Origin of the sequence: Streptomyces sp. WMMC940, assembly GCF_027460265.1 — a bacterium.
Taxonomy (GTDB): Bacteria; Actinomycetota; Actinomycetes; order Streptomycetales; family Streptomycetaceae; genus Streptomyces.
The window spans coordinates 5,549,095-5,571,306 of record NZ_JAPZBC010000001.1 but is presented as its reverse complement, the minus strand read 5'-3'; the positions used below and the strand labels follow the sequence as shown (position 1 = coordinate 5,571,306).

22 protein-coding genes and 1 pseudogene are annotated in these 22,212 nt (G+C 72.6%); 14 read left to right on the top strand and 9 right to left on the bottom strand.

Going from position 1 to position 22,212, the window contains the following annotated elements; translation table 11 throughout:
- Positions 1–161: 161 nt before the first annotated feature.
- The 5 genes from panB (at position 162) to O7595_RS24575 (ending at position 5,733) form a co-directional block, all read left to right on the top strand.
- Positions 162–1,028, top strand: coding sequence for a 3-methyl-2-oxobutanoate hydroxymethyltransferase (panB, locus tag O7595_RS24600; RefSeq protein ID WP_269730789.1), 867 nt, complete (start codon positions 162–164; stop codon positions 1,026–1,028).
- A gap of 712 nt (positions 1,029–1,740) precedes the next feature.
- Positions 1,741–2,784, top strand: coding sequence for a YncE family protein (locus O7595_RS24590; protein WP_269730788.1), 1,044 nt, complete (start codon positions 1,741–1,743; stop codon positions 2,782–2,784).
- Between the two features lie 73 nt (positions 2,785–2,857).
- Complete coding sequence (locus O7595_RS24585) at positions 2,858–3,853, top strand: ATP-binding cassette domain-containing protein (RefSeq protein ID WP_269730787.1); 996 nt, start codon at positions 2,858–2,860, stop codon at positions 3,851–3,853.
- On the top strand, positions 3,850–4,668 hold the full coding sequence (locus O7595_RS24580) for an ABC transporter permease (RefSeq protein WP_269730786.1): 819 nt from the start codon (positions 3,850–3,852) through the stop codon (positions 4,666–4,668). Before O7595_RS24585 ends, O7595_RS24580 begins: the two co-directional genes overlap by 4 nt.
- Before the next feature lie 258 nt (positions 4,669–4,926).
- The gene (locus O7595_RS24575; protein WP_269730785.1) at positions 4,927–5,733 is read left to right on the top strand and encodes a site-2 protease family protein; all 807 of its coding nucleotides are present in this window, start codon (positions 4,927–4,929) and stop codon (positions 5,731–5,733) included.
- Positions 5,734–5,784: 51 nt separating this feature from the next.
- Here the strand turns inward: O7595_RS24575 and O7595_RS24570 are convergent, their stop codons facing one another.
- Both O7595_RS24570 and npdG read right to left on the bottom strand, forming a co-directional pair.
- Positions 5,785–5,964: a hypothetical protein gene (locus O7595_RS24570; RefSeq protein ID WP_269730784.1), complete on the bottom strand. Its 180-nt coding sequence runs from the start codon at positions 5,962–5,964 to the stop codon at positions 5,785–5,787.
- A 96-nt stretch (positions 5,965–6,060) separates the two neighbouring features.
- The gene (gene npdG / locus O7595_RS24565; protein ID WP_269730783.1) at positions 6,061–6,771 is read right to left on the bottom strand and encodes an NADPH-dependent F420 reductase; all 711 of its coding nucleotides are present in this window, start codon (positions 6,769–6,771) and stop codon (positions 6,061–6,063) included.
- 104 nt (positions 6,772–6,875) lie between these two features.
- Here npdG and O7595_RS24560 point away from each other — a divergent pair, with 104 nt between their 5' ends.
- Entirely contained in the window at positions 6,876–7,484 is a 609-nt protein-coding gene (locus O7595_RS24560) for a hypothetical protein (RefSeq protein WP_269730782.1), read from the top strand.
- Positions 7,485–7,529: 45 nt separating this feature from the next.
- Entirely contained in the window at positions 7,530–8,825 is a 1,296-nt protein-coding gene (locus O7595_RS24555) for an MFS transporter (RefSeq protein WP_269730781.1), read from the top strand.
- Positions 8,826–9,051: 226 nt separating this feature from the next.
- On the opposite strand, the gene O7595_RS24550 is transcribed toward O7595_RS24555, so the two are convergent.
- On the bottom strand, positions 9,052–9,285 hold the full coding sequence (locus O7595_RS24550; protein WP_269730780.1) for a hypothetical protein: 234 nt from the start codon (positions 9,283–9,285) through the stop codon (positions 9,052–9,054).
- 110 nt (positions 9,286–9,395) lie between these two features.
- Here O7595_RS24550 and map point away from each other — a divergent pair, with 110 nt between their 5' ends.
- Complete coding sequence (gene map, locus O7595_RS24545) at positions 9,396–10,253, top strand: type I methionyl aminopeptidase (RefSeq protein ID WP_269730779.1); 858 nt, start codon at positions 9,396–9,398, stop codon at positions 10,251–10,253.
- A 124-nt stretch (positions 10,254–10,377) separates the two neighbouring features.
- Positions 10,378–11,031: a biliverdin-producing heme oxygenase gene (locus O7595_RS24540; RefSeq protein ID WP_269732610.1), complete on the top strand. Its 654-nt coding sequence runs from the start codon at positions 10,378–10,380 to the stop codon at positions 11,029–11,031.
- A 275-nt stretch (positions 11,032–11,306) separates the two neighbouring features.
- Here the strand turns inward: O7595_RS24540 and O7595_RS24535 are convergent, their stop codons facing one another.
- Both O7595_RS24535 and O7595_RS24530 read right to left on the bottom strand, forming a co-directional pair.
- The gene (locus O7595_RS24535) at positions 11,307–11,969 is read right to left on the bottom strand and encodes a PhzF family phenazine biosynthesis protein (RefSeq protein ID WP_269730778.1); all 663 of its coding nucleotides are present in this window, start codon (positions 11,967–11,969) and stop codon (positions 11,307–11,309) included.
- Positions 11,970–12,064: 95 nt separating this feature from the next.
- The gene (locus O7595_RS24530; RefSeq protein WP_269730777.1) at positions 12,065–12,346 is read right to left on the bottom strand and encodes a hypothetical protein; all 282 of its coding nucleotides are present in this window, start codon (positions 12,344–12,346) and stop codon (positions 12,065–12,067) included.
- 508 nt (positions 12,347–12,854) lie between these two features.
- On the opposite strand from O7595_RS24530, the pseudogene O7595_RS24520 reads away from it, so the two are divergent.
- The 3 genes and pseudogenes from O7595_RS24520 to O7595_RS24510 form a co-directional block, all read left to right on the top strand.
- Positions 12,855–13,064: pseudogene (locus O7595_RS24520) on the top strand (deferrochelatase/peroxidase EfeB); the annotation flags it as partial.
- A gap of 16 nt (positions 13,065–13,080) precedes the next feature.
- Complete coding sequence (efeU, locus tag O7595_RS24515; RefSeq protein WP_269730776.1) at positions 13,081–14,049, top strand: iron uptake transporter permease EfeU; 969 nt, start codon at positions 13,081–13,083, stop codon at positions 14,047–14,049.
- Positions 14,006–14,917: a hypothetical protein gene (locus O7595_RS24510; protein WP_269730775.1), complete on the top strand. Its 912-nt coding sequence runs from the start codon at positions 14,006–14,008 to the stop codon at positions 14,915–14,917. Before efeU ends, O7595_RS24510 begins: the two co-directional genes overlap by 44 nt.
- Positions 14,918–15,127: 210 nt before the next feature.
- Here the strand turns inward: O7595_RS24510 and O7595_RS24505 are convergent, their stop codons facing one another.
- Together O7595_RS24505 and O7595_RS24500 are read right to left on the bottom strand one after the other, a co-directional pair.
- Entirely contained in the window at positions 15,128–15,898 is a 771-nt protein-coding gene (locus O7595_RS24505; protein WP_269730774.1) for a bifunctional DNA primase/polymerase, read from the bottom strand.
- A 151-nt stretch (positions 15,899–16,049) separates the two neighbouring features.
- Positions 16,050–16,655, bottom strand: coding sequence for a TetR/AcrR family transcriptional regulator (locus O7595_RS24500; protein ID WP_269730773.1), 606 nt, complete (start codon positions 16,653–16,655; stop codon positions 16,050–16,052).
- Positions 16,656–16,767: 112 nt separating this feature from the next.
- Here O7595_RS24500 and ddaH point away from each other — a divergent pair, with 112 nt between their 5' ends.
- A complete protein-coding gene (ddaH, locus tag O7595_RS24495) occupies positions 16,768–17,631 on the top strand; it encodes a dimethylargininase (RefSeq protein WP_443071716.1) in 864 nt (287 codons plus the stop codon).
- 82 nt (positions 17,632–17,713) lie between these two features.
- Here ddaH and O7595_RS24490 read toward each other — a convergent pair whose 3' ends face one another.
- Positions 17,714–18,703: a small ribosomal subunit Rsm22 family protein gene (locus O7595_RS24490; protein WP_269730772.1), complete on the bottom strand. Its 990-nt coding sequence runs from the start codon at positions 18,701–18,703 to the stop codon at positions 17,714–17,716.
- 349 nt (positions 18,704–19,052) lie between these two features.
- On the opposite strand from O7595_RS24490, the gene O7595_RS24485 reads away from it, so the two are divergent.
- Positions 19,053–20,390, top strand: a complete 1,338-nt coding sequence (locus O7595_RS24485) for a hypothetical protein (protein ID WP_269730771.1) — start codon at positions 19,053–19,055, stop codon at positions 20,388–20,390.
- Positions 20,391–20,558: 168 nt separating this feature from the next.
- On the opposite strand, the gene O7595_RS24480 is transcribed toward O7595_RS24485, so the two are convergent.
- Complete coding sequence (locus O7595_RS24480) at positions 20,559–22,049, bottom strand: multidrug effflux MFS transporter (RefSeq protein ID WP_269730770.1); 1,491 nt, start codon at positions 22,047–22,049, stop codon at positions 20,559–20,561.
- Between the last annotated feature and the right edge of the window lie 163 nt (positions 22,050–22,212).

The following is a 22,212-nucleotide window of genomic DNA, read 5'->3' as shown; positions in this document are numbered from 1 at the left end:
CACCGTCTCGTATAGAAATGCTGGGCCATCGGTGTCGGGACCGGCCAATTTGGCGTCGGTGTGAACGGGGCCACTTCACGCGGCGGGCGCGGGGATGCCACCATGGACGCGGTCCGGGGACGCCGTCAGGGCGCCTCGAGATGACGAAGGAGCCGTTCACCATGACGCTTCAGGCTGCCCAGACGCGGCCCGCCGACAGCAGCGGCAAGGCGCTGTACGGCGGCAAGGGCACTCGCCGCATCTCCGTCCACGACATCGCCGCCGCCAAGGAGCGCGGTGAGAAGTGGCCCATGCTCACCGCCTACGACGCCATGACGGCGTCCGTCTTCGACGAGGCCGGCATCCCGGTGATGCTGGTCGGCGACTCGATGGGCAACTGTCACCTCGGCTACGACTCCACCGTGCCCGTCACGATGGACGAGATGACGCTGCTGTCCGCGGCCGTCGTACGGGGCACCAAGCGCGCCCTGATCGTCGGCGACCTTCCCTTCGGCTCGTACCAGGAGGGTCCCGTCCAGGCGCTGCGCTCGGCGACCCGGCTGGTCAAGGAGGCCGGGGTCGGCGCCGTCAAGCTGGAGGGCGGGGAGCGCTCCCTGCCGCAGACCGAGATGCTGGTGCAGGCGGGCATCCCGGTCATGTCCCACCTGGGCCTCACCCCGCAGTCGGTCAACACGATGGGCTACCGGGTGCAAGGCCGCGGGGACGAGGCCGCCCACCGGCTGCTGCGCGACGCCAAGGCGGCCCAGGACGCGGGAGCGTTCGCCGTCGTCCTCGAACTCGTACCCGCCGAGCTCGCGGCCGAGGTCACCCGTTCGCTGCACATCCCGACCATCGGTATCGGCGCCGGCCCGGACACGGACGCGCAGGTCCTCGTCTGGACGGACATGGCCGGGCTGACGGGCGGCAAGGTGCCGCGCTTCACCAGGCAGTACGCGAATCTGCGGCAGACGCTGGGCGACGCGGCGAAGGCGTTCGCCGAGGACGTCGCCGGAGGTGCGTTCCCGGCCGAGGAGCACACCTTCCACTGACCGCCCACGGGCGCCGGTGCCCGCACCGGCACCACCCAGACCTCACGAGCCACTGCGGCACCACGGCAGCCCGCCGATCTTCCCCCGTCGGCGGGCTGCCTCCTTTCCGGACGCAGTCGGGCCACGCGCCGGCCCCGGCGGCTGCCGAGAGCACCGCCACGTCAAGGGCTTCGCCACGAGCCCCGGCGGACGCCGAGGCGGTGCTCAGCTGCCCGTGATGGCCGGCTTCGCCGCGAAACCGAGGAACAGCGGCCCCGCCCCCGTCGTGCGTCCCGCCGTCAGCTTCCGGCGGCGGAACTGCGTCGAGGTACGTACCGCCGAGGATCAACGCCGTCATGTACGCAACACCGATGACCTGGTGGCACACGGCGGCGGGCGGTCGGCGGACGTCCCGGGCGCCGGGACGACGGAATGCATCCCATCGAGTCAATATCGCTTGAAATAGCAAGAATTAATGCATTTTCAGCAGATAGGCGTGGTGAGATCGCCCCGGCCACGCGCGATCCGCCGGCCGGCCCGGAGCGGTGCCCTGCATGGCATTCGTGCGATCGCGCACGGCCGTTCCGTTGGCAGCGACAGCGAAACCCGGAGGAATGTTGTGACGGTGGACCAAGCAGCGCCGCGCTTCAGGAAGGCCCGGACCGGACCGAGGCGGCCGTGGCGCGCGCGCTCCGCAAACCCCAGGCGTCTGGCCGCAGCACTGTCGCCCGTGGTGGCGGCCGCCACGATCGCGGCCCTGATGGCGCCCGGAACGGCGTTCGCCGTACCTCCGGGCGACTACATGTACGTGACCCTGGCCGATGACGACACGGTGTCCGCGGTCGACACGGACTCCAAGAAGGTCGTCGCGACCACCGGCGTGGGCGACGACCCACGAGGGGTGGCCGGGTCGCCCGACGGCAGATACGTCTACGTGGCCGACCGGGGAAGCGACCAGGTCTCGGTGATCGACACGAAGACCGACGACGTCACCGACACCATCCCCGTAGGTGACATTCCGACCGAAGTGGCGGTGTCCCCGAACGGCCGGCGTCTCTACGTGCCCAACGCGGGCGACGACAGCGTGTCGGTGATCAGCACCAAGAAGAACGCCGTCGTGGCCACCATCACCGAGGGGATCGGCGAGACCCCGCAGGGGGCGGCCGTCTCTCCGGACGGCAGGCGCGTCTACGTGGCGAACGGCGGCGACTCGGTGTCGGTGATCGACGCATCCCGCAACAAGGTCATCGAGGTGATCGAGGACATCGACGGGGCGGAGGACGTCGTGGTGTCCCCTGACGGCAAGCGCGTCTACGTGACGGCCCCCGGCGACGACGCCCTCGTGGTGATCGCCGCCAGGCGCAACACCGTCATCGCCTCGATCCCGCTCGGGAACACCCCGGACGACCTGGCACTCAGCCCGGACGGCAAGCGCCTCTACGTCAGCCTGGACGCGGACGACCCCGATCAGCCGGGCAGCGTCGCGGTGGTCGACACCAAGCGGGAGAAGGTCGTCGACGTCATCACCGAGGGCATCGGGCTGAACCCCGAGGACATCGCCTTCACCGCCGACGGCCGCCAGGTGTACCTCGCCAACGCCGGGAGTGACAGCCTGTCGGTGATCAGCGCGAGGAGCAACAGGGTTCGCACCGTCATCACCGACGGCATCGGCAACGAACCCCACGGCCTCACCGACGGCGGGGTCAGGGTTCGCTCGAAGCACTGCAAGCCGCACCGTTCGTGGCTCTTCGGCCACGGCGAGGGCTGCCGGTCCTGACTTACGGCCGGGTGTCGGCGGCCCGTCGGCGATATGTCGGCGGCCCGTCGGCGGCGGTTGGGACGGTTGCCTCATGACGCGAACCGACATGAACGCCGTCGAGGTACGGGGCCTCGTCAAACACTACGGCGAGACGAAGGCGCTGGACGGGGTGGACCTCGATGTCCGGGAGGGCACCGTCCTCGGGGTCCTCGGGCCCAACGGCGCCGGCAAGACCACGCTGGTCCGCTGCCTCTCCACTCTGATCACCCCGGACGCCGGACGCGCCACGGTGGCCGGCCACGACGTGGCGCGCCGGCCCCGGCAGCTGCGCCGCACGATCGGCCTCACCGGCCAGTACGCCTCCGTGGACGAGAAGCTGTCCGGTCGGGAGAACCTGTACCTGATCGGGCGGCTGCTCGATCTGCCCCGCAGGGACGCCCGGCGCCGATCGGACGAACTGCTGGAACGGTTCTCGCTCACCGACGCCGCGAAGCGTCCCGCCGCGACCTACTCCGGCGGTATGCGCCGCCGGCTCGACCTGGCCGCCTCGATGATCGGCCGGCCCGCCGTGCTGTTCCTGGACGAACCCACCACGGGGCTGGACCCGCGGACCCGCAACGAGGTGTGGGACGAGGTGCAGCGGATGGTCACCGAGGGCGTCACCGTCCTGCTCACCACCCAGTACATGGAGGAGGCCGAGCAACTGGCGCACGCGCTGACGGTCGTCGACCGGGGCCGGGTGATCGCCGAGGGCGGGGTCGCCGAGCTCAAGGCGAAGGTCGGCGGGCGCACCCTGCGGATCCGGCCGGCCGTCGCGGCGCAACTGGCCGCGATGGCCTCGGCCGTGCGCGAGGCGGGCCTCGACGGCGTCGCCGGCGTCCAGGCCGTCCCGGACGAGGGCGTGCTCCACATCCCGATCCTCAGCGACGAGCAACTGACCGCCGTCGTGGGCCTGCTGGGCGCCCGGGGCTTCGCCGTCTCGGACATCGGGACCGAACTGCCCAGCCTGGACGAGGTCTTCCTGGCCATCACCGGCCGGCGGGCCGCTTCCGTCACCGACACGATCCCCCAGGAGGTCGCTGCATGAGCGCCGCCACGGCAACCGTTCCCGCAGCAGCCCCCCACAGCGGGCGGATCGGCCTGCGCGGCAGTCTCCGGCACATCGGCGCGCTGGTCCGCCGCAATCTGCTGTGGATCCGGCAGGACCCGCAGTCCATGATGGACGCGGTGCTGATGCCCATCGTCCTCACCCTGCTGTTCGTGTTCGTCTTCGGCGGCGCCATCGCCGGCGCGGGCAACCACGACGCCTATGTCGACTACGTCGTCCCCGGACTGATGGCGATGATGGGCATGAACATCGCGATGGGTGTCGGCACCGGCTTCAATGAGGACTTCCGTAGCGGTGTGATGGACCGCTTCCGGTCCCTGCCGATCGCCCGCTCCTCGGTGCTGATCGCCAAGATCGTCGTCGAGATCGGCCGGATGCTGGTCGCCACCGCGATCCTGTTGACGGTCGGCTTCCTGCTCGGTCTGTCCGCGAACGACGTCCCGGGTCTCCTGGCGGCCGTCGGTCTGTCGATGGTCTTCGGCTCCTCGATCATGTGGATCTTCCTCACCATGGGCGTGACGATGAAGAACGCCCAGACCATCCAGGGAATGGGGTTCCTGGTGCTGATGCCGCTGCAGTTCGGTTCCTCGATCTTCGCCCCGACCGGCTCCATGCCCGGCTGGTTGCAGACCTTCACCAACCACAACCCGCTGTCGTCCCTGGCCGACGCGGCTCGCGGGCTGATGAACGGCGGCCCGGTGGCCCACGAGGTGTGGGTGACGCTGATCTGGTCGGCGGTGATCACCGGGGTGATGGCCCCGGTGGCGATCAGTCGGTTCCGGGCCAAGTCCTGAACTCCCGGCTCCGGTCGTGCACGAGGGCGGCGGCCTCCTCCGGGGTGAGGACGCCGCCCCCGGCGCGCCGGGCCGTGGACTCCGCGTAGCCGGGTCCCGGGGGTCCCGGGGGTCCCGCGGGGCTGCGGAAATCCCGCCCCGCCCGGGACGTTCCGGCCGTGCCGCCTGTACGGTCGGCATCCGGATCCGCCGATCACGGCCGCCGACCACGAACCAGCCATGCACTCACCAGCCGATCACGCCCCGGGAGCACCCTCGATGACCTCGGCCACCACCCGCTCCAGCGACCGGACGGTCTCGCCCGTCTTCCTCGGCATCTCCGCGATCATGGCGGTGACGGGCTGGGCGGTCTGGACGGACTTCGCGGACAGCCCGGGCGTCGCCGTGTTCCTGTTCGTCACGGCCGCCTGGATCGTGTCGCTCTGTCTGCACGAGTACGCGCACGCCCGCACCGCCCTGCACGGCGGCGACCTCACGGTCGGCGCGAAGGGCTATCTGACGCTCAACCCGCTGAAGTACACGCACGCGGTGCTGAGCATCGTGCTGCCCGTCCTCTTCGTGATCATGGGCGGTATCGGCCTGCCCGGCGGTGCGGTCTTCATCGAACGGCACCGGATCAAGGGGCGCTGGAAGCACAGCCTGATCTCCGCGGCGGGCCCGCTGACGAACGTCCTGTTCGCGGTCGTCTGCACGGCGCCGTTCTGGCTCGGTGCGCTCGAGGGCGTGCCCCTCGGCTTCCGCTTCGCCCTGGCTTTCCTGGCGCTGCTGCAGGTCACCGCCGCGATCCTGAACTTCCTGCCCGTTCCGGGCCTGGACGGGTACGGGGTGATCGAGCCCTGGCTGTCGTACGGCTTCCGCCGTCAGGTGGAGCCTTTCGCGCCGTTCGGGCTGCTGGCGGTGTTCGCCGTCCTCTTCGTCCCGGAGGTGAACCACGCGTTCTTCGACGCGATCTTCACCCTGATGGACGGGCTCGGGGTGTCCCGGGCGGAGGTCGCCTGCGGCCAGGACCTGTACCGCTTCTGGACCGAGCAGTACCCGGAGTGCACGGCGCTGCTCGACCGCTAGGGCGGGCGCGCGGTCTGCCGCGGGATGCCGCACGCCGGGCCGCGCGCGGGGTCAGGAGGTCGGCGTCGTCCGCTCCCTGCCGCGGCGGATGTAGTAGATCGCCATGTTGGACGACACACCGGCCAGCAGCACCCACACGATCCCCAGCCAGCTGCCCTCGACGAACGAGACGACCGCCGCGGCGACGGCGAGAGCGCAGATGATGAGGGCGTAGAGGGCGAGGCGGGGCATGGGGACGGCTCCTGTCCGGTCACGGTTGTTCCGCACCAGTGTCCCCCATGCCCCCGCGGCGCCGGTGACGCGGCACCGCTTCCGCGGCGGTACCGCTCAGACGTCGGTCACGCGCAGACCCGCGTGCGCCTTGTAGCGCCGGTTCACCGAGATCAGGTTGGCGACCAGCGACTCGACCTGGTGGGCGTTGCGCAGCCGGCCGGAGAACACCCCGCGCATACCGGGGATACGGGCCGCGAGGGCCTGCACCAGGTCCGTGTCGGCGCGGTCCTCGCCCAGCACCATCACGTCCGTGTCGATCTCCTCGATCGACTCGTCCTGGAGCAGCACCGCGGAGAGGTGGTGGAACGCGGCGGTCACCCGGGACTCCGGCAGCAGGGCCGCGGCCTGCTCGGCGGCGCTGCCCTCGGCCGGCTTGAGCGCGTAGGCGCCCTTCTTGTCGAAGCCGAGCGGGTTCACGCAGTCGACGACCAGCTTCCCGGCGAGGTCGGAGCGCAGCGCCTCCAGGGTCTTGGCGTGCCCGTCCCACGGCACGGCCACGATCACGACATCGCTCCGCCGGGCGCACTCGGCGTTCTCCGCCCCCTCGATGCCGAGGCCCAGCTCGCGGGCCGCGGTCTCGGCACGCTCGACGGCCCGGGAACCGATGATCACCTTCTGCCCGGCGCGGGCGAGCCGGTAGGCGAGGCCACGGCCCTGGTCCCCCGTACCACCGAGGACACCGACGACGAGACCCGAGACGTCGGGGAGGTCCCACGGGTCCCTGGTGGCGGGCTTCGGTGCGCTGGCGTTGTCTTGAGAAGTCATGATCCGACCTTACTCGCAGGTAGCAGGGCGGTCTCCGTCCCGTACGGATGGACCGCGGCGGAACCGCGGGCGGCGGGCGCGCCCGTGGGGCAGGATGCCGGCCCATGGATGCCGTACGCGTCGCGCTCTTGAGGGAAGTCCTCGCCGGGACCGAGTGGCCCGCGGCGGCCCGCAGGTTCGCGGGCACCCTGCGCTCCTCGGTCGTCCCCCAGGGCGGCGGTCTGCTGCTGGTGGGAACGGCCGAGTACGAGCCGTGGCACCTCGCCGCGCACCTCGTGGACGAGGCGGCCTGGTCGGGGCAGCCCGAGCTGGCGCCCACCCTCGTACGCCACCGGGTGCGCCCGGGGGACCCGGCGCACCTCGCCGTCGGTCTGGGCCGGGTGTCGGCGGCCGGGCGCGGGGAGACACTGCTGGTGGTGGCGCCGCAGCGGCCGGACGGAGGGCTGCTGGAGCGGGTCCACGACGCCCGGCGCTGCGGGGCGACCGTGCTCTCGCTGGACGCCGGCGACCCGGAGGTCGTCGGGCTGGCGCACGAGACGCTCACGGTCCCGGGGACGGCGGAGGTCGACCTGGACACGGTGCAGCACCTCATGAGCGCGGCGGCCGGCGAGAACGTCCCGCCGTCGCCGGGCCCGCGCGGCCTCAGGCCCTTCCGCGACCGTCTCGCCCGGCTGGCGGACCACCTCACGGCGCCCCCGCCGGCGCGGTGGTGAAATTCGGTTGCCGCACCCGCCCCGCCCCGCCGAGCATGGCCGCTCGTGGCTTCACGACTTGGCGGCGCGCTGCTCCCCGACCTCTCCCCCTGGCGCTCCTCACGGGACTTCCGTCTGCTGTGGGTGCAGGGGCTCGTCACGTTCCTCAGCAGCTTCATGGCGATGGTGGCGCTGCCGCTGCAGATCAAGGACCTGACGGGCTCGCCGCTCGCGGTCGGGATCATGGGCGCCGTGGAGCTCGTGCCGCTGGTCGGGTTCGGGCTGTACGGGGGCGCGCTCGCCGATGCGGTGGACCGGCGCAGGGTGCTGGTGCTCACCGAGGGCGGCATGGCCGTGATGGCCACGATCCTGCTGGTCAACGCGTTGCTGCCGGAGCCCTCGCTGTGGCCGCTCTATGTCGTCGCTGCCGGTGTCTCCGCGCTCGCCGGTCTGCAGCGCCCCGCACTGGACTCCCTGATGGCCCGGATCGTGCCGCACGACCGGCAGACCGCCGCGGCCGCGCTCAACGCGCTGCGCTGGCAGCTCGGCGCCATCGCCGGGCCCGCGCTGGCCGGGCTGGTCGTGGCGTACGCGGGACACGCGACGGCGTACACCACGACGGTCGCCGGGTTCCTGGTCTCCGTACTGCTGTGCACCCGGCTCGCGCCCGCCCCGCCCGCGCACGACGCGGAGAGGCCGTCGCTGCGGGGCATCGCGGAGGGCGCCCGGTACGCGTGGAGCCGGCCTGTGCTGCTCGGCACGTACGCGGTGGACCTGGCCGCGATGTTCTTCGCGTTCCCCAACACGATCTTCCCGTTCCTCGCCGACGAACTCGACGCGGAGTGGTCGCTGGGGCTGATGTACGCGGCGGGGTCGGTCGGCTCACTGCTGCTCGGCCTGACCAGCGGCTGGACCTCACGGGTGCGCCGGCACGGCCTGTTCGTGGTGTTCGGCGCCGCCGGATGGGGGCTCGCGATCGCCGCGGCCGGCTGGTTCACGAACATCTGGCTGGTGCTGCTGTGCCTCGCCTTCGCGGGCGCCGGCGACATGCTCAGCGGACTGGGCCGCTCCACCATCTGGAACCAGACGATCCCGGAGTCCTTGCGCGGCCGCCTCGCGGGCATCGAGGTGTTGTCGTACAGCGTGGGACCGCAGCTGGGCCAGGTGCGCGCGGGTGCGGTGGCCGGCTGGACCGGCACCCGGGCGGCGTTCTGGAGCGGCGGGCTGCTCTGCGTGGCCTCGGTGGGCCTGCTGACGGCTGCGCTGCCGAAGCTCGTCACATACGACGCGACCACGGACGAGGACGCCCTGCGCCGCCGTGCCCAGAAGGAGGGGACGGCGGCGGCAGGGACGGCGGTCTGACGGGACGGAGCCGCGTCACGGTGCGCAACCGCCTGACCCGGCAACGGTCCGGCGCGACGGCTCGCCACGGCAGGCGAACCCGGCCCACACGGCCCGAGTGCGGCAGACCGTCCGGCAGTCGCGGCCCGAGTGCGGCAGACCGACCGGCAGAGGCCCGAGTGCGGCAAACGGTACGGACCCTGCGGCGCACGGCCTGCGCCGGTCCGCCGCCAGGTCCGTCCCGCGGTCAGTCGGCGGCGGTGTCGCCGCCGCGCGGTGCGTCGTGCCACCGCGGGTCGTTCTCCCACTCCAGGTTCCGCTCCCGCGCCAGCTCCATCGCGTGCGTGGCCTCCTCGCGCGTGGGGTACGGTCCGAAGCGGTCCTTCGCCGGGCACTCGGGCCCCTCCTCGACCTTCTTGTGCTCCAGGCAGTAGTACCACTCGCCCGGCTTGCCCACCGTGCGCTTCTTGAACAGGGCCATCGTCGGCTCCTTCCTCTGACCCATGCTGCCCCGACGTCTTCCCCTTCGCCCGAGGACGACGCCGTTCCCGGCGCCCGGAGCGCCGGGAACCCCCGGTTAGACTCGCTGGCATGTCTGGCCAGTCGCTGCTCGTACCAGGGAAGCTCTCTCCCACCCGTTCCGTACCCGGAAACATCCGGCGCCCCGAGTACGTCGGGAAGCCCGCGCCCAAGCCGTACACCGGGCCGGAGATCCAGGACGCCGAGACGATCGAGAGGATGCGCGTCGCGGGCCGTATCGCCGCTCAGGCGATGGAGGAGGCCGCGAAGCTCATCGCCCCCGGGGTGACCACCGACGAACTCGACCGGGTCGCACACGAGTTCATGTGCGACCACGGGGCGTACCCGTCGACGCTCGGCTACCGGGGCTTCCCGAAGTCGCTGTGCTCCTCGGTCAACGAGGTCATCTGCCACGGCATCCCGGACTCCACGGTGCTGCGCGACGGCGACATCGTGAACCTGGACGTCACCGCGTACCTCAACGGCGTGCACGGCGACAACAACGCCACCTATCTGTGCGGCGACGTGGACGAGGAGTCGAAGCTGCTGGTCGAGCGGACGCGGGAGTCGCTCAGCCGCGCGATCAAGGCGGTCCGGCCCGGCCGCCAGATCAATGTCATCGGGCGGGTCATCGAGTCGTACGCGAAGCGGTTCGGCTACGGCGTCGTGCGCGACTTCACCGGCCACGGCATCAACTCCTCGTTCCACTCCGGCCTGATCATCCCGCACTACGACAGCCCGCACGCGACGACCGTGATGCAGCCCGGCATGACGTTCACCATCGAGCCGATGCTGACACTCGGGACGCACGAGTACGACATGTGGGACGACGGCTGGACCGTGGTGACGAAGGACCGGAAGCGGACCGCGCAGTTCGAGCACACGCTGGTGGTGACGGAGACCGGGGCGGACATCCTGACGTTGCCCTGACGCGAATCCTGGGTAGCGTTCTTACCGACAGGCCGTCGGGAACCAGTTGACTTAGGTAAGCCTAAGTACGAGGATCCTTCTGGTTCCCGTCCCCATCGGTCCCCGGAGGCCCGCCTTGGACACGCTGGACACGCCGTTCTCGACCCTGATCCGTGTCGCGTCGCACGAACAGCACACCGAGGCGGAGACGTCGACCTTCATGAGCGATCTGCTCGGCGGCCGGCTGGCCGTCGAGGCGTACGCCCGCTACACGGAGCAGCTGTGGTTCGTGTACCGGGCACTGGAGGACTCGGCGGGCGCGCTCGAGGGCGACCCGGTCGCGGGGCCGTTCATCCGGCCGGAGCTGTTCCGCGCGGCCGAACTGGAGCGGGACCTGGCGCATCTTCGCGGCCCGGACTGGCGTGTCGGTCTGCGCCCGCTGCCCGCCACGGCCGCGTACGCGGCCCGGGTGGAGGAGTGCGCCCTCACCTGGCCGGCGGGCTATGTGGCCCACCACTACACCCGCTACCTCGGGGACCTCTCCGGTGGCCAGATCATCCGCGACAAGGCCGAGCGCACCTGGGGCTTCGCCCGCAAGGGCGACGGGGTCCGCTTCTACGTCTTCGAGCAGATCCCCAACCCGGCGGCCTTCAAGCGGGGTTACCGGGAGCTGCTGGACGCGGTGAACGCGGACGACCTCGAGAAGCAGCGCATCATCGACGAGTGCAGGCGCGCCTTCGACTTCAACGGCGCGGTGTTCCGCGAGCTGGGCCGGGAGTTCCCGCTCAGCGCGGCGTGACGCGGCGACGGGACCGCGCGTGGCCCGTGCCCGTGCTGGTGCGCTTCTGGCGCCGGTGCGCTTCCCGTGCCCACGGACGTCGCGCGACCGCGGGTATCGCAAGTGCCCCGTGCCCACGGACCTCGCGAGACCGCATGCGGCGCGAAGGCGCCGCGCGACCGCAGGCCACCGCGGGACCACCGTGACCGCGGGCGACGACGCGGCGCGCCCTCGGGCATCGCGCCGCGTGCCCCGGGCGCCGAAACTCGCGGGTCGGGCGCCTCCGCCGCGATGCGTCAGGGGCCCGCGAGCCGTACGCGGCCGCCGAGTTCGATCAGGCCGTCGGGCGCGGGGGCCGTCAGGAGCTGGGAGCCGCGGCCCTGGGTGATGTTCAGTGCGCGGCCGAGCTGTTCGGTCAGCAGCAGCGCCGCCGCGCCGGTGGCCTCGTCCTCGTCGATGCCGTCGCCCCGGCCGGGGAAGGCGCGGGCCCGGATCCGGCCCGCGGCCTCGTCCTCCCACGCCCATGCGTACGTCCATTCGCCGGGCGGCGGCACCTCCAATGTCTCGACCTCGGCCGCCGAGCCGTAGCGGCGCAGGGTACGCGGCGGGGCCCACTCGGCGGGTGCGGTGATCCAGGTGAACTCTCCGTCGGAGCGCACCCACACCTCCCCCGCCGGCGGGTTCACCGTCTCCAGGTCCAGCAGCCAGGCCACCCCGACGAGAGGATGGCCGGCGAACGGCAGGCGCTCCCCCGGGGTGTGGATGTCGACGACGCCGCGCTCGGGGTCGTCGACGAACACGGTCTCGCTGAAGCCCAGTTCGGCCGCGAGCGCCCGGCGGGACTGCTCGTCGGGGTACGGCCGCCCGTCGCGCACGACTCCGAGGGCGTTGCCGTGGCGGCCGTCACCGGAGCAGAAGACGCGCAGGACGTCGAGGCCGCGGGGTGGTTCGTGTGTCACCCGGGCATTCAAGCATCCCCGTACGACACGGACCGGCAGGGCCGCGTCCACCGGCTCGGTGGGGGACGCGACCCTGCCGGGGGCCGAGGAGGGCGTCAGCCCTGGGCGGTGGCGCGGCGGCGGACCGCGACGACCGCGCCGGAGCCCGCGGCGGCGATCGCGCCCGACGCGGCGAGCAGCGCGCCCGCCGGGACCTCGGAGCCGGTGGTGGCGAGGGCGCCGCCACCGCCCACGGAGCCGCCCGCGGTACCGCCGGCCCTCCCCCCGCCCGTCGTGGTGGAACCGCCCGCGGTGTCACCACCGGAGGTACCGCCCGACGTACCACCGGAGGTGGCGGGCAGTTCGACGTCCGGGTCGAGGGAGAGGACCACCGTCACCGGGTCGATGAGGGTGCCCGGCTGGTAGAACGGCCGGCCGTTCGGACCGGCGAACGGTGCGGCGCCGTCCTCGGTCAGCTTGGCGGGGATCTTGTCGAGTGTTCCGCGACGAACTGCTCGGCGACGTCTACCGGCAGCCGGTGGAGGTGCTGCCGCAGCCGCGTACCGGCACCCCGCACATCGTGCCGAATCGGTCTTGACCCGCACTCGACTCGCCGGAGGACGGCCATGGCGATGTTGTGACCTCCCTTTTGCGGTGTGCGGCGATGAGATCCGAATCACTGGACGTGCCGGTGCCGAGGAGGTGAGGCTCGAATAGGTTGGGCCCGCCTCACCGGCCCTGCCGCCCCACCCGCGTCCCCGCCGCCCCCGTGGAGCCCGTATGCAAACCGCCCGCCTGCCCGTCGTCACCGCAGCCGCCGCGCTCTCCGCGCTCACCGCCGTCGCGGGCTGCGCCGGGAAGAGCGCTGCCGAGGACGGAAGCGGTGCCGTCGCCGTGACCGCGGAGGACTCCACGGACGGACTCGGCCGGTTCGACGCGGGCCTGTTCTTCCTCGCCCACCAGCGGGACGTCGCCCACGGCTTCGTCCCGGTGCAGCGGAGTCCGGCCGCCGACGACCTCAACGAGTACATCCAGCACGTGGGTTCGGCGCTCCGTGCGGCCCCTCCGGGCGTTCGGGACAAGGACGACTGGTGGGGCCGGGCGCTGTTCTCGTGAGCGGAAGGGACCTGCCGTGTTCGGCAACTATCTGACCGGGCTGCGCGAGGGGCTGGAGGCCGGACTGGTCGTCTGCATCCTGGTCGCCCATCTGGTCAGGACGGACCGCCGGGACGCGCTGAAGCCGGTGTGGGCCGGCATCGGCGTCGCCTGCGGGGTGTCCCTCGCCTTCGGCGCGGCCCTCGAATTCGGTTCCCAGGAGCTGACGTTCGAGGCCCAGGGGCTGCTGGGCGGCACCCTGTCGATCGTCACGGTCTGCCCGGTCACCTGGATGGTGTTCTGGATGCGGCGCAACGCGCGGCAGCCGAGGGCCGAACCGCACGGCAGACTGGACGCAGCGCTGCGGATGGGCACCGGTGCGCTGGTCGCCACGGCGTTCCTGGCGGTGGGCCGGGAGGGCCTGGAGACGGCCCTGTTCGTCTGGGCGGCGGTCCGTTCGGCGGCGGACACCGCCGGCTCGTCCGCGCCGCTCGCCGGTGTCGTGCTCGGCATCACGACGGCCGTGCTGCTCAGCCGGCTGTGCTACCGGGGTGCCCTGCGGATCAGCCTGGCGAAGTTCTTCACCTGGACCGGCGGGATGCTGGTGGTCGTGGCCGCCGGTGTGCTGGCCTACGGGGTGCACGATCTCCAGGAGGCCCGTTTCCTGGGCGGCCTCGCCGACAAGGCGTTCGACATCAGCGCCACCGTCCCCCCGGACAGCTGGTACGGCACCCTGCTGAAGGGCGTGTTCAACTTCCAGCCGAACCCGACCGTCCTCCAGGTCACGGTGTGGGCGCTGTATCTGGTCCCGGCACTCACGCTGTTCCTCGCCCCGGTAGGGTTCGGACGGTCAGTGCGGGGCGGCGAGGAACAGAAGGCAACCGATGAGCAGGCTGGGTCGGGCGGCGGCGGGGCTCGCGGCGGTGACGGTGCTGTCGCTGACGGCGAGCGGGTGCGTGACGGTGCACGGCGAGCTGGAGGTCGTACCGTCGGCGACGAATGCTGAGGCCGAGCAGGCCCTCCAGGACTTCACCGACGCCTACAACGCGGCCGACAAGGCATACGACCCGGCCCTCGACGCGGGCCGGGTCACGGGCGCGCTGGGCGCCATCAACCAGGCGGGCCTGAAGGCCCGCAGCATCACCACGCCCGGCGGCAATCCACGGCACCGCCCGCTGGAGCTCAGCGACACGACGTACCACATCCCCAAGAAGGCGGGCTGGCCGCGCTTCTTCGTGGCGGACGCCGACAGCAACCGGGACACCGACTCGGGCGACCAGGACAGCCGCTGGCTGATCGTGTTCGTCAAGAACAGCAACAAGCAGCTGTGGGAGGCCGCGTATCTGGCGATCCTCTCGCCGGGCGAGGTGCCGAAGGTCCGCACGGACCAGGAGGGCTGGGCGGAGCCGGTGGCCCCGGACTCCGGCGCGACGGCCGTCACCCCGCGCGACCTCAGCGAGGAGTACGCGTCGTACCTGCGGACCGGCAAGCCGCAGCACTTCGCCGACGGCGCGCACACGAGCGGATGGCGGCAGGTGCGCGAGCAGAACGGCCGGCGGGCGGGGCTGAGCACGCAGTACGTCGACCAAGCGCTGGACACCGGGGACTTCGCGCCCCTCGGGCTGGCCACGGAGGACGGCGGGGCGCTGGTGTTCTTCGCACTGCGCTACTTCGACCGGCAAACGGCCGCGCAGGGTTACCGGCCCAAGGTGAGCCCGGACGTGAAGGCGCTCATGAGCGGTGAGGTGAAGAGCACGCTCACCAAGGAGTGGGTGTCGAGCCAGGCGGTGACGGTGGCCCCGAAGGGTGCCGTCGGCCCGCCGGTGCGGATCATCAGCCGGCTGCAGGGTGTGACGGCGGCGCGCGGCTCGTAGCACCGCGCGGGTCCTTCCGGGCGTGGCGTGCTCAGGAGCGCCAGGGCACGGGGCGCCAGGGGCAACCAAGGGCGGGCGGAAGGGGCCGGGCGACTCGGCGGTCACGAGCGCGCGAAGGCGGAGCGCCTGAACGACTCAGCGGCGCGGGAGACGCAACGCGACGGCCGGCGGCTCGACGGCGCGCGGAGACGCGATACGGCGGCGCAACGCTCAGCGGCTCAGCGGCCAGGCCACCGAGTGGTGTTCCGGGTCGTGCTGCCCGGTCTCGGCGTACCTGGTGCAGGCGTCCGCCAGTGCCTCCAGCAGGGTCAGCGGGTCAGGGAGCGGGTGCTCGGGGCCGCGCACCCAGGCGACACCGAGATCGCCGGGGAGCCGCGAGGGCGGTACGAGGACGTAACTGCCGCGGCTGTGCCAGCGCAGGCCCGGATGCTCGTCCATCGTCCCGGGATGGCAGTCGAGTTCGCAGGGCCACCACTCGTCCTCGTCCTCGGGCGTGCCGCGGGTCGCGGTGAAGAACAGCATCCGCCCTTCTCCGGACTCGGTGACCGGACCGACCTCGGTGCCGTCCGCGAGCAGCCGCTCCAGCGCGGCTCGGCCGGCCTCCAGCGGTACGTCGAGGACGTCGTGGACCATGCCGGTGGCGGTGATGAAGTTCGCCTCGGGCTGGTCCTCCGCCCAGCGCTCGACGGAGGCGTGGTCGTGCGTGGACTGGGTCTGCCAGGCGAACGAGACGGGGTGCCGGGCCGGCGTCGGACAGCCGATGCGCTCACAGGAGCAGCTGTATCCCGAGGGGTGCGCGGCCGGCGCCAGCGGGAGTCCCGCGGCTGCCGCCGCCAGAAGCTGGTCGAGACGGTACCGGGCCCGGCCGGACGCGGCGCCGGCGGCGTCCTCCCGGGAGCGGCGGCGCAGCCACTGCGGCAGCCGGTTGTCCCAGGAAAGCCTGCTCTCCGTGCCGCGGTAGCGGCCGTTGCCGTCGCCCATCTATCCCCTCACATCTCCCTGCTCGCCCCGGCTCGCGCGGGCACGGCCGCGCGTCGGCACTGCTGCCATCGTCCCACCATCGGACGCGCCGGGTGGCCGCACCCCCCGATCGAGTGGCCGAATCGCCGGTCGGGGGCGGAGGCGGGGCCGGTCAAGGGCGGGGGGCCAGCCCGCGCAGGGCGTACTCGACGACCCTGTCGGCGTACTCGTGTGTGAGGGGCAGGGTCCGCAGCAGCCAGCGGTGGGCCAGCGGTCCCACGAGCAGTTCCAGGGCGATACGGGGGTCGATGCCGGGGCTCGTCTGTCCGGCGTCCTGGGCCGCGCGCAGCCTGTGCACGTACAGCTCCAGCTGCGGTTCGAGGACCTTCTCCACGAACTGGGCGGCGAGGGCGGGGTCCACGACGCTCTCGGCGGCGAGGGCGCGTGCGGGGGCGTCGTAGACGGGCGAGTTGAGTTCGTCGACGGTGGCGCGCAGCACGAGCTTCAGGTCCTGCTCCAGGTCCCCGGTGTCGGGGAGGGCGTGCTCGCCCCGGGCGGCCTGCTCGGCGACGTCGAGGAATGCCTCCAGGAGGACGGCGGCCTTTGAGGGCCACCAGCGGTAGATGGTCTGCTTGCCGACGCCGGCGCGGGCGGCGATACCCTCGATCGTCGTCCGGGTGTAGCCGGCCTCGCCGACGAGCGCGAGGGCGGCTTCGTAGATGGCGCGGCGGGAACGCTCGCTGCGGCGTGAGGAGTCGGGCTTCCTGCTCTCTGGCATGGGCCCAATCTAGCAATGACCGCGACGAGACGTATCGTCTTGGTTCATATCAGGCGTACGTCCGATGAACCACCCGATCGGATCACTGCGCGAAAGCGCCGGAGGCCGCACCATGGCCTCACGCACAACCGTGCGCCCAGTCGTCCGTGAGGAGCCCGCATTGCCTCGTGACGCCAGATCCCGCCGCTACCTCATGTGCCCACCCACGCACTTCGAGGTGACGTACTCCATCAACCCCTGGATGGACCCCGGGAAGCCCGTCGACCTGTCGCTGGCGATGACCCAGTGGGAGGTCCTGCGCGACCGCTACCGCGCGCTCGGCCACACCGTCGAAGTGCTCGAACCCCGCGAGGACCTGCCGGACATGGTCTTCGCCGCGAACGGCGCCACCGTGGTCGACGGCCGGGTGCTCGGCGCGCGCTTCGCCTTCCCCGAGCGGGCCGCGGAGGCGGACGCCCATCTCGAGTGGTTCCGCGCCCACGGTTTCACCGAGATCCACGAACCGGCCCACATCAACGAGGGCGAGGGCGACTTCGCGGTGACCTCGACCTATGTGCTGGCGGGCCGGGGCTTCCGGTCGAGCCCGCTGTCCCACGACGAGGCGCAGGAGTTCTTCGGACGGCCGGTGATCGGGCTCGATCTGGTGGACCCCCGCTACTACCACCTGGACACCGCGCTGTCGGTCCTCGACGACGAGACGGACGAGATCATGTACTACCCCGGCGCCTTCTCCCCGGGCAGCCGCGCGGTCCTCGCCCGCCTTTTCCCCGACGCCCTCGTCGCCCGCGATGCGGACGCGGCGGCCTTCGGCCTCAACGCGGTCAGCGACGGCCGCCACGTCCTGCTGCCGCAGGCGGCCCTGGGCCTCTTCGACCCCCTGCGGGCACGGGGCTTCGAACCGATCGGGATGGACACGGGCGAACTGCTGAAAGGCGGCGGCAGCGTGAAGTGCTGCACCCAGGAGCTGCGCGCCTGAGTGCCGAAGGCGGGGGCGGTCCGCCGCCCCCACCGACCCCCGCGCCCGGCCGGCGCCCGCCGGCAGGCCCGAACCGGCCGGCTCAGGCGTCCTCGGCGTCCGGCGGCGGCCAGGCGGCGCCCCAGGACGTGTCGCGCGCCGCCCGGTAGAGGGAGCCATGGCGTTTGGCGACCGTTTCGCGGTGGAGGGCGCCGTCGGCGGAACACAGGTCCAGCAGGACCTGACCCTTGCGGATCTGCGGCTTCCGCGTCACCCGGGAGGGCGCCGGGATCGCCGGGTCGCTGGTGGCGGCGACGTAAGCGAACTTCTCGTCCTCGTAGGGAAGCGAGCCGCCCTTCACCCGCCGGTGGAGCGACGACCGGCTGACCCGCGCCGCGAAATGGCACCAGTCCGTACCCGGCACGATGGGGCACTCCCCGCTGTGCGGGCACGGCGCCGCCACCCGCAGCCCCGCGTCCACCAGTAGGTCACGCGCCGCGATGATCCGCTCGTAGCCGTCCGGTGTGCCGGGTTCCACGACCAGGACGGTCCGTCCCGCCGCCGCGGCCTGGCGCACGACCGCCGCCCGGCTCCGCTCGTCGAGTTCCTTCAGCACGTACGAGACCGTGATCAGGTCCGCCGGCTCCAGCCCCATCGACTCGCCGATCCGCGCCCGCCGCCACCGCGCGCCCCGCAGCGCCGGCGAGTCCGCGGACGCCGCCAGCTCGCGGCCGAGCTCCAGCGCGGGCTCCGCCCAGTCCAGGACCGTGGTGCGGTGCTCCCCCTCCGGCCAGGCGTCGGCGACCGCCCAGCTCGCCGCGCCCGTACCGCCACCGATGTCGGTGTGGGTCGCGGGCGTCCACTCGGGCGCAGCCGCCCGGAGCGCGTCGAGCGCGGACCGCACCGCCTCGAAGGTCGCGGGCATCCGGTACGCGGCGTAGGCGGCCACATCGGCGCGGTCGCGCAGCACCGGCGCGTCGGTCGGAGTGTCCCCCCGGTAGCTGGCGATCAGGCGCTCCACCGCCTGGGCGGCTCGGCCCTGCGGCAGCCCGTCGAGGAGACCGGCGAGGGCGTCGGGCAGGGTTGTGTTCACCGGCGAATTCTAGGGCGCGACCGGAAGGGTCGCCCCGCGAGGCCCGCGGCGTCCGGCACGGCGCTCCACGAGGCGAAGGGAGCGCCCTCCGGCGCGGCACGGCGCTCCACGAGGCGGAGGGAGCGCCCTCGTGCCCGGGAGCGCTCGGGCGACTCCGGCAACGCCCGCGAGGCGCCGTGCGGGGCGTCGTATGCCGGTGAGCCCTTCCGTCGTCGCCACCCGGCACGGCACCGCTCCCCGGGCCGGTGCGCGGTCGCCCCGGAACGAGCACTCGGACGAACTACTGTGCGTACACGCCCAGTTGCTAATCTGACGGCCGTTGTGCCCGGCAGCGCCCATCGGGGGGACCATGAGACAGAGGATCGTGCGCGCGGCCCTGGTGGCCGGCGTCGCCGTACTGGCCATGATCCTTCTGCTCGCCACCTGCGGCGGCGGAGGCGGGAAGGACGACGACCGCGGCGACGGGCCGAAGCGGCCGGGGAAGCGCGTCTTCGGCCCGGTCACCGAGCTCACCGTCCCCGCCGGGTACGACACCGCCAGGGGCTGGGAGGTCCCCGACACCTCGCCCGACCACGCGCTCGCCACCCGGTCCGGGCTCATCGCCCATCTGGAACGGGTGCAGGACGCCCGTTTCCGGCTGCGCACGCTCTACACCGGCACGGGACGCCCCGGCTGGTCCGGCGACCCCTTCACCCCGCTCTCCGGCGCGGAGAACTTCCCGCGGCTGCTGTCCGTGGCCAAGGGCGACCGGCAGTACTTCGTCGTCTGGTCGTACGGGAAGACGGGCCGCGGCTCCCTCACGCCCTCGGGCCCCTTCGTCTCCCTCGACGTCTACGACGCGGTGGACGGCTCGCGGCGGCGGGTGGAGGTGCCCTGGACCGGCGCGCCCACGGTCTCCGGGACCGGGCCCGGCATCCTCATCGGCGACGGCGGCACGCGCAGCGCGGTCGTCGACCCCGACAGCGGCGAGGTCTCCGTGGTCGCGCCCGAGGACCTGCGCCCGCCGAGGGGCTGCGCCACCTGCCGGCAACTCACCGCGGTCCAGGGAGTGACGGCGAAGGGTCTGCTGGTGCGCGGGGCCCGGGAGTTCTGGGTACGCGACGGCTGGTTCAGCCGGAACGTCGCGCCCCGCGGCGCGGACCGGGCGAACGGGATACCGGTGTCCCTGGCCTCCGGGCGGCTACTCGTGCGCTGGCAGAAGGCGAAGGGCACCAAGGCGGCCACCACCCGCGACCTCTGGGCGGTGCACGACGCCGCGTCGGGCAAGCCGCTGGTCACGGCCGAGTGCCACAAGCCGGCGATCGAGCCGGGGACGTACCCGCAGGCCGTGCTCTCCCCCCGGATGCGCTACCTCGCCGCCGGGAACCTCGCCTTCGACCTGGAGAAACGCACCGGCCTCTGCTTCGAGGAGCCGGACGGCACGCGTCCGCTCACGCTGACGACGGTCACGGACGCGGGAATCGCCTACGGGGCGACCGACGCCCGCGGCCCCGCCGAGGCACTGGCCGGCGTCGGGGCGCCCCACGTCGTGGACCTCGCGACGGGCGTGCCCCAGCCGCTGCCCCGCAGCGTACGACTGCCCGCGGCGGAGGCCTCGGGCGTCGGCGTCTTCCGCTGGACGGACAACCGGGACCGGCTGCACCTGATCGGCTACGTCCGCGCGGATCGTCCCGCCCCGGCCCCCTGACCTCGAGGAGCCTCGAGGAGGGGCACCGAGGTACGGGTCACCTGCCTCAGGCACCCTCTGCCTGCGGGACCGTGCCCTCGAACCGGTTTCCGCGCGTCCGTTCCCGCGCGTCCGTTCCCGCGCGTCCCGCCGGTTCTCGCCACGAGACCGTTCCCACGAGCCCGTCGGCTACGTGTCCCGGCCGGCCTCGTCCGCCTTGCCTTCCTCATCCGCCTTGCCGTCCTGGCCGGCCTTGCCCCTCTCACCCACCTTGCCCCGCTTGTCCGTCTCGCCCTTTTCCTCGGCCGCCGACCGTACCGCCGCTTCCCGGGTCCCCCGCGCCCGCCACGGCCGGCACAGCCCCAGGAAGCAGCCCACCGCACCCAGCGCGCACACCAGTTGGACGACCGCCATCGGCACCGCCGTCGCCTCGCCCGCGATCCCGACGAGCGGGGAGGCGATCGCCCCGACGAGGAAGGAGGACGTGCCGAGCAGCGCCGACGCCGATCCGGCCGCGTGCGGCGCGCGCATCAGGGCCTGGGCGTTCGTGTTCGGCAGGGTGACGCCCATCGCCGACATCAGGACGAAGAGCCCGGCGGCCACGGGAAGGAGCCCTCTCTCGCCGAAGACGCCTGCGGTGACCAGCAGCAGCGCGAGGGCCGACAGCGCGATCACGGCGAGCCCGAAGCCCAGTGCCTTGTCCAGGCTGACCCGGCCCACCAGCAGCTTGCCGTTGATCTGCCCCACCGCGACCAGGCCGATCGAGTTGACGGCGAAGAGCAGCCCGAACGTCTGGGGCGAGGCGCCGTAGAGGCTCTGGACCACGAACGGAGAGGCCGAGAGATAGGCGAACAGCGCGGCGAAGGCGAGACCGCCCGCCAGCGTGTAGCCGGTGAAGACCCGATCGGCGACCAGCGCGCGCATGGTGCGCAGGGCGTGGCCCACGCCGCCGCTGTGGCGCCGCTCCGGAGGCAGCGTCTCGTGCAGCCACTTCGCCACGACGAGGGTGAGCAGCACGCCGATCCCGGTGAGGACGTGGAAGACGCCCCGCCAGTCGGTGACGCGGAGGACCTGGGCACCGACGAGCGGTGCCACGATCGGGGCCACTCCGGAGACCAGCATCAGGGTCGAGAAGAAGCGGGCCATCTCCACGCCGTCGTAGAGGTCGCGCACGACGGCCCTGGCGATGACGATCCCGGCCGCCCCCGCCAGTCCCTGGAGCAGCCGGAAGGCGATCAGCATCTCGGCGCCGGTCGCGAGAGCACAGGCAGCGGTGGCGGCCACGTACACCGCCATGCCCGCGAGCAGCGGACGGCGGCGGCCCCATCTGTCGCTCATCGGGCCGACGACTAGCTGACCGAGGGCCATCCCGGCGAGGCAGGCGGTGAGGGTGAGCTGGACGGTGGCGGCGGGTGCGCGGAGATCGCCGGTGACCTCCGGGAGCGCCGGGAGGTACATGTCCATGGAGAGCGGCGGGAGCGCGGTGAGCCCGCCGAGGACCAGGGTGACGAGCAGACCGGCCCGGCGCGCGGCCGCGACGGCGGCGGGTACCGCGGCCAGGGACGGGGTGGCTTCCGCCGCCGGAGAGGAAGCAGGTACCGGAGAGGGAGGAGGTACCGGCAACGGGCCGGACGCGGCGGGGGATATGTGCTCTGGGGTGGGCGGCCCGCTCTCCGGCATCAACAGCTCCTGTCCTGGTCGTCGCCCCATATGCTCTCAGCTCGTCCGGAGTGGTCGCGGCCGGTGCCCGGGCACCGCCGGGATCGGCCACGGAGCACCGGCGAGCCGAGAACCGGGGACCGGGCGGGGCCGGGGACCCAGGAACGGCCACGGGTGACGCGGT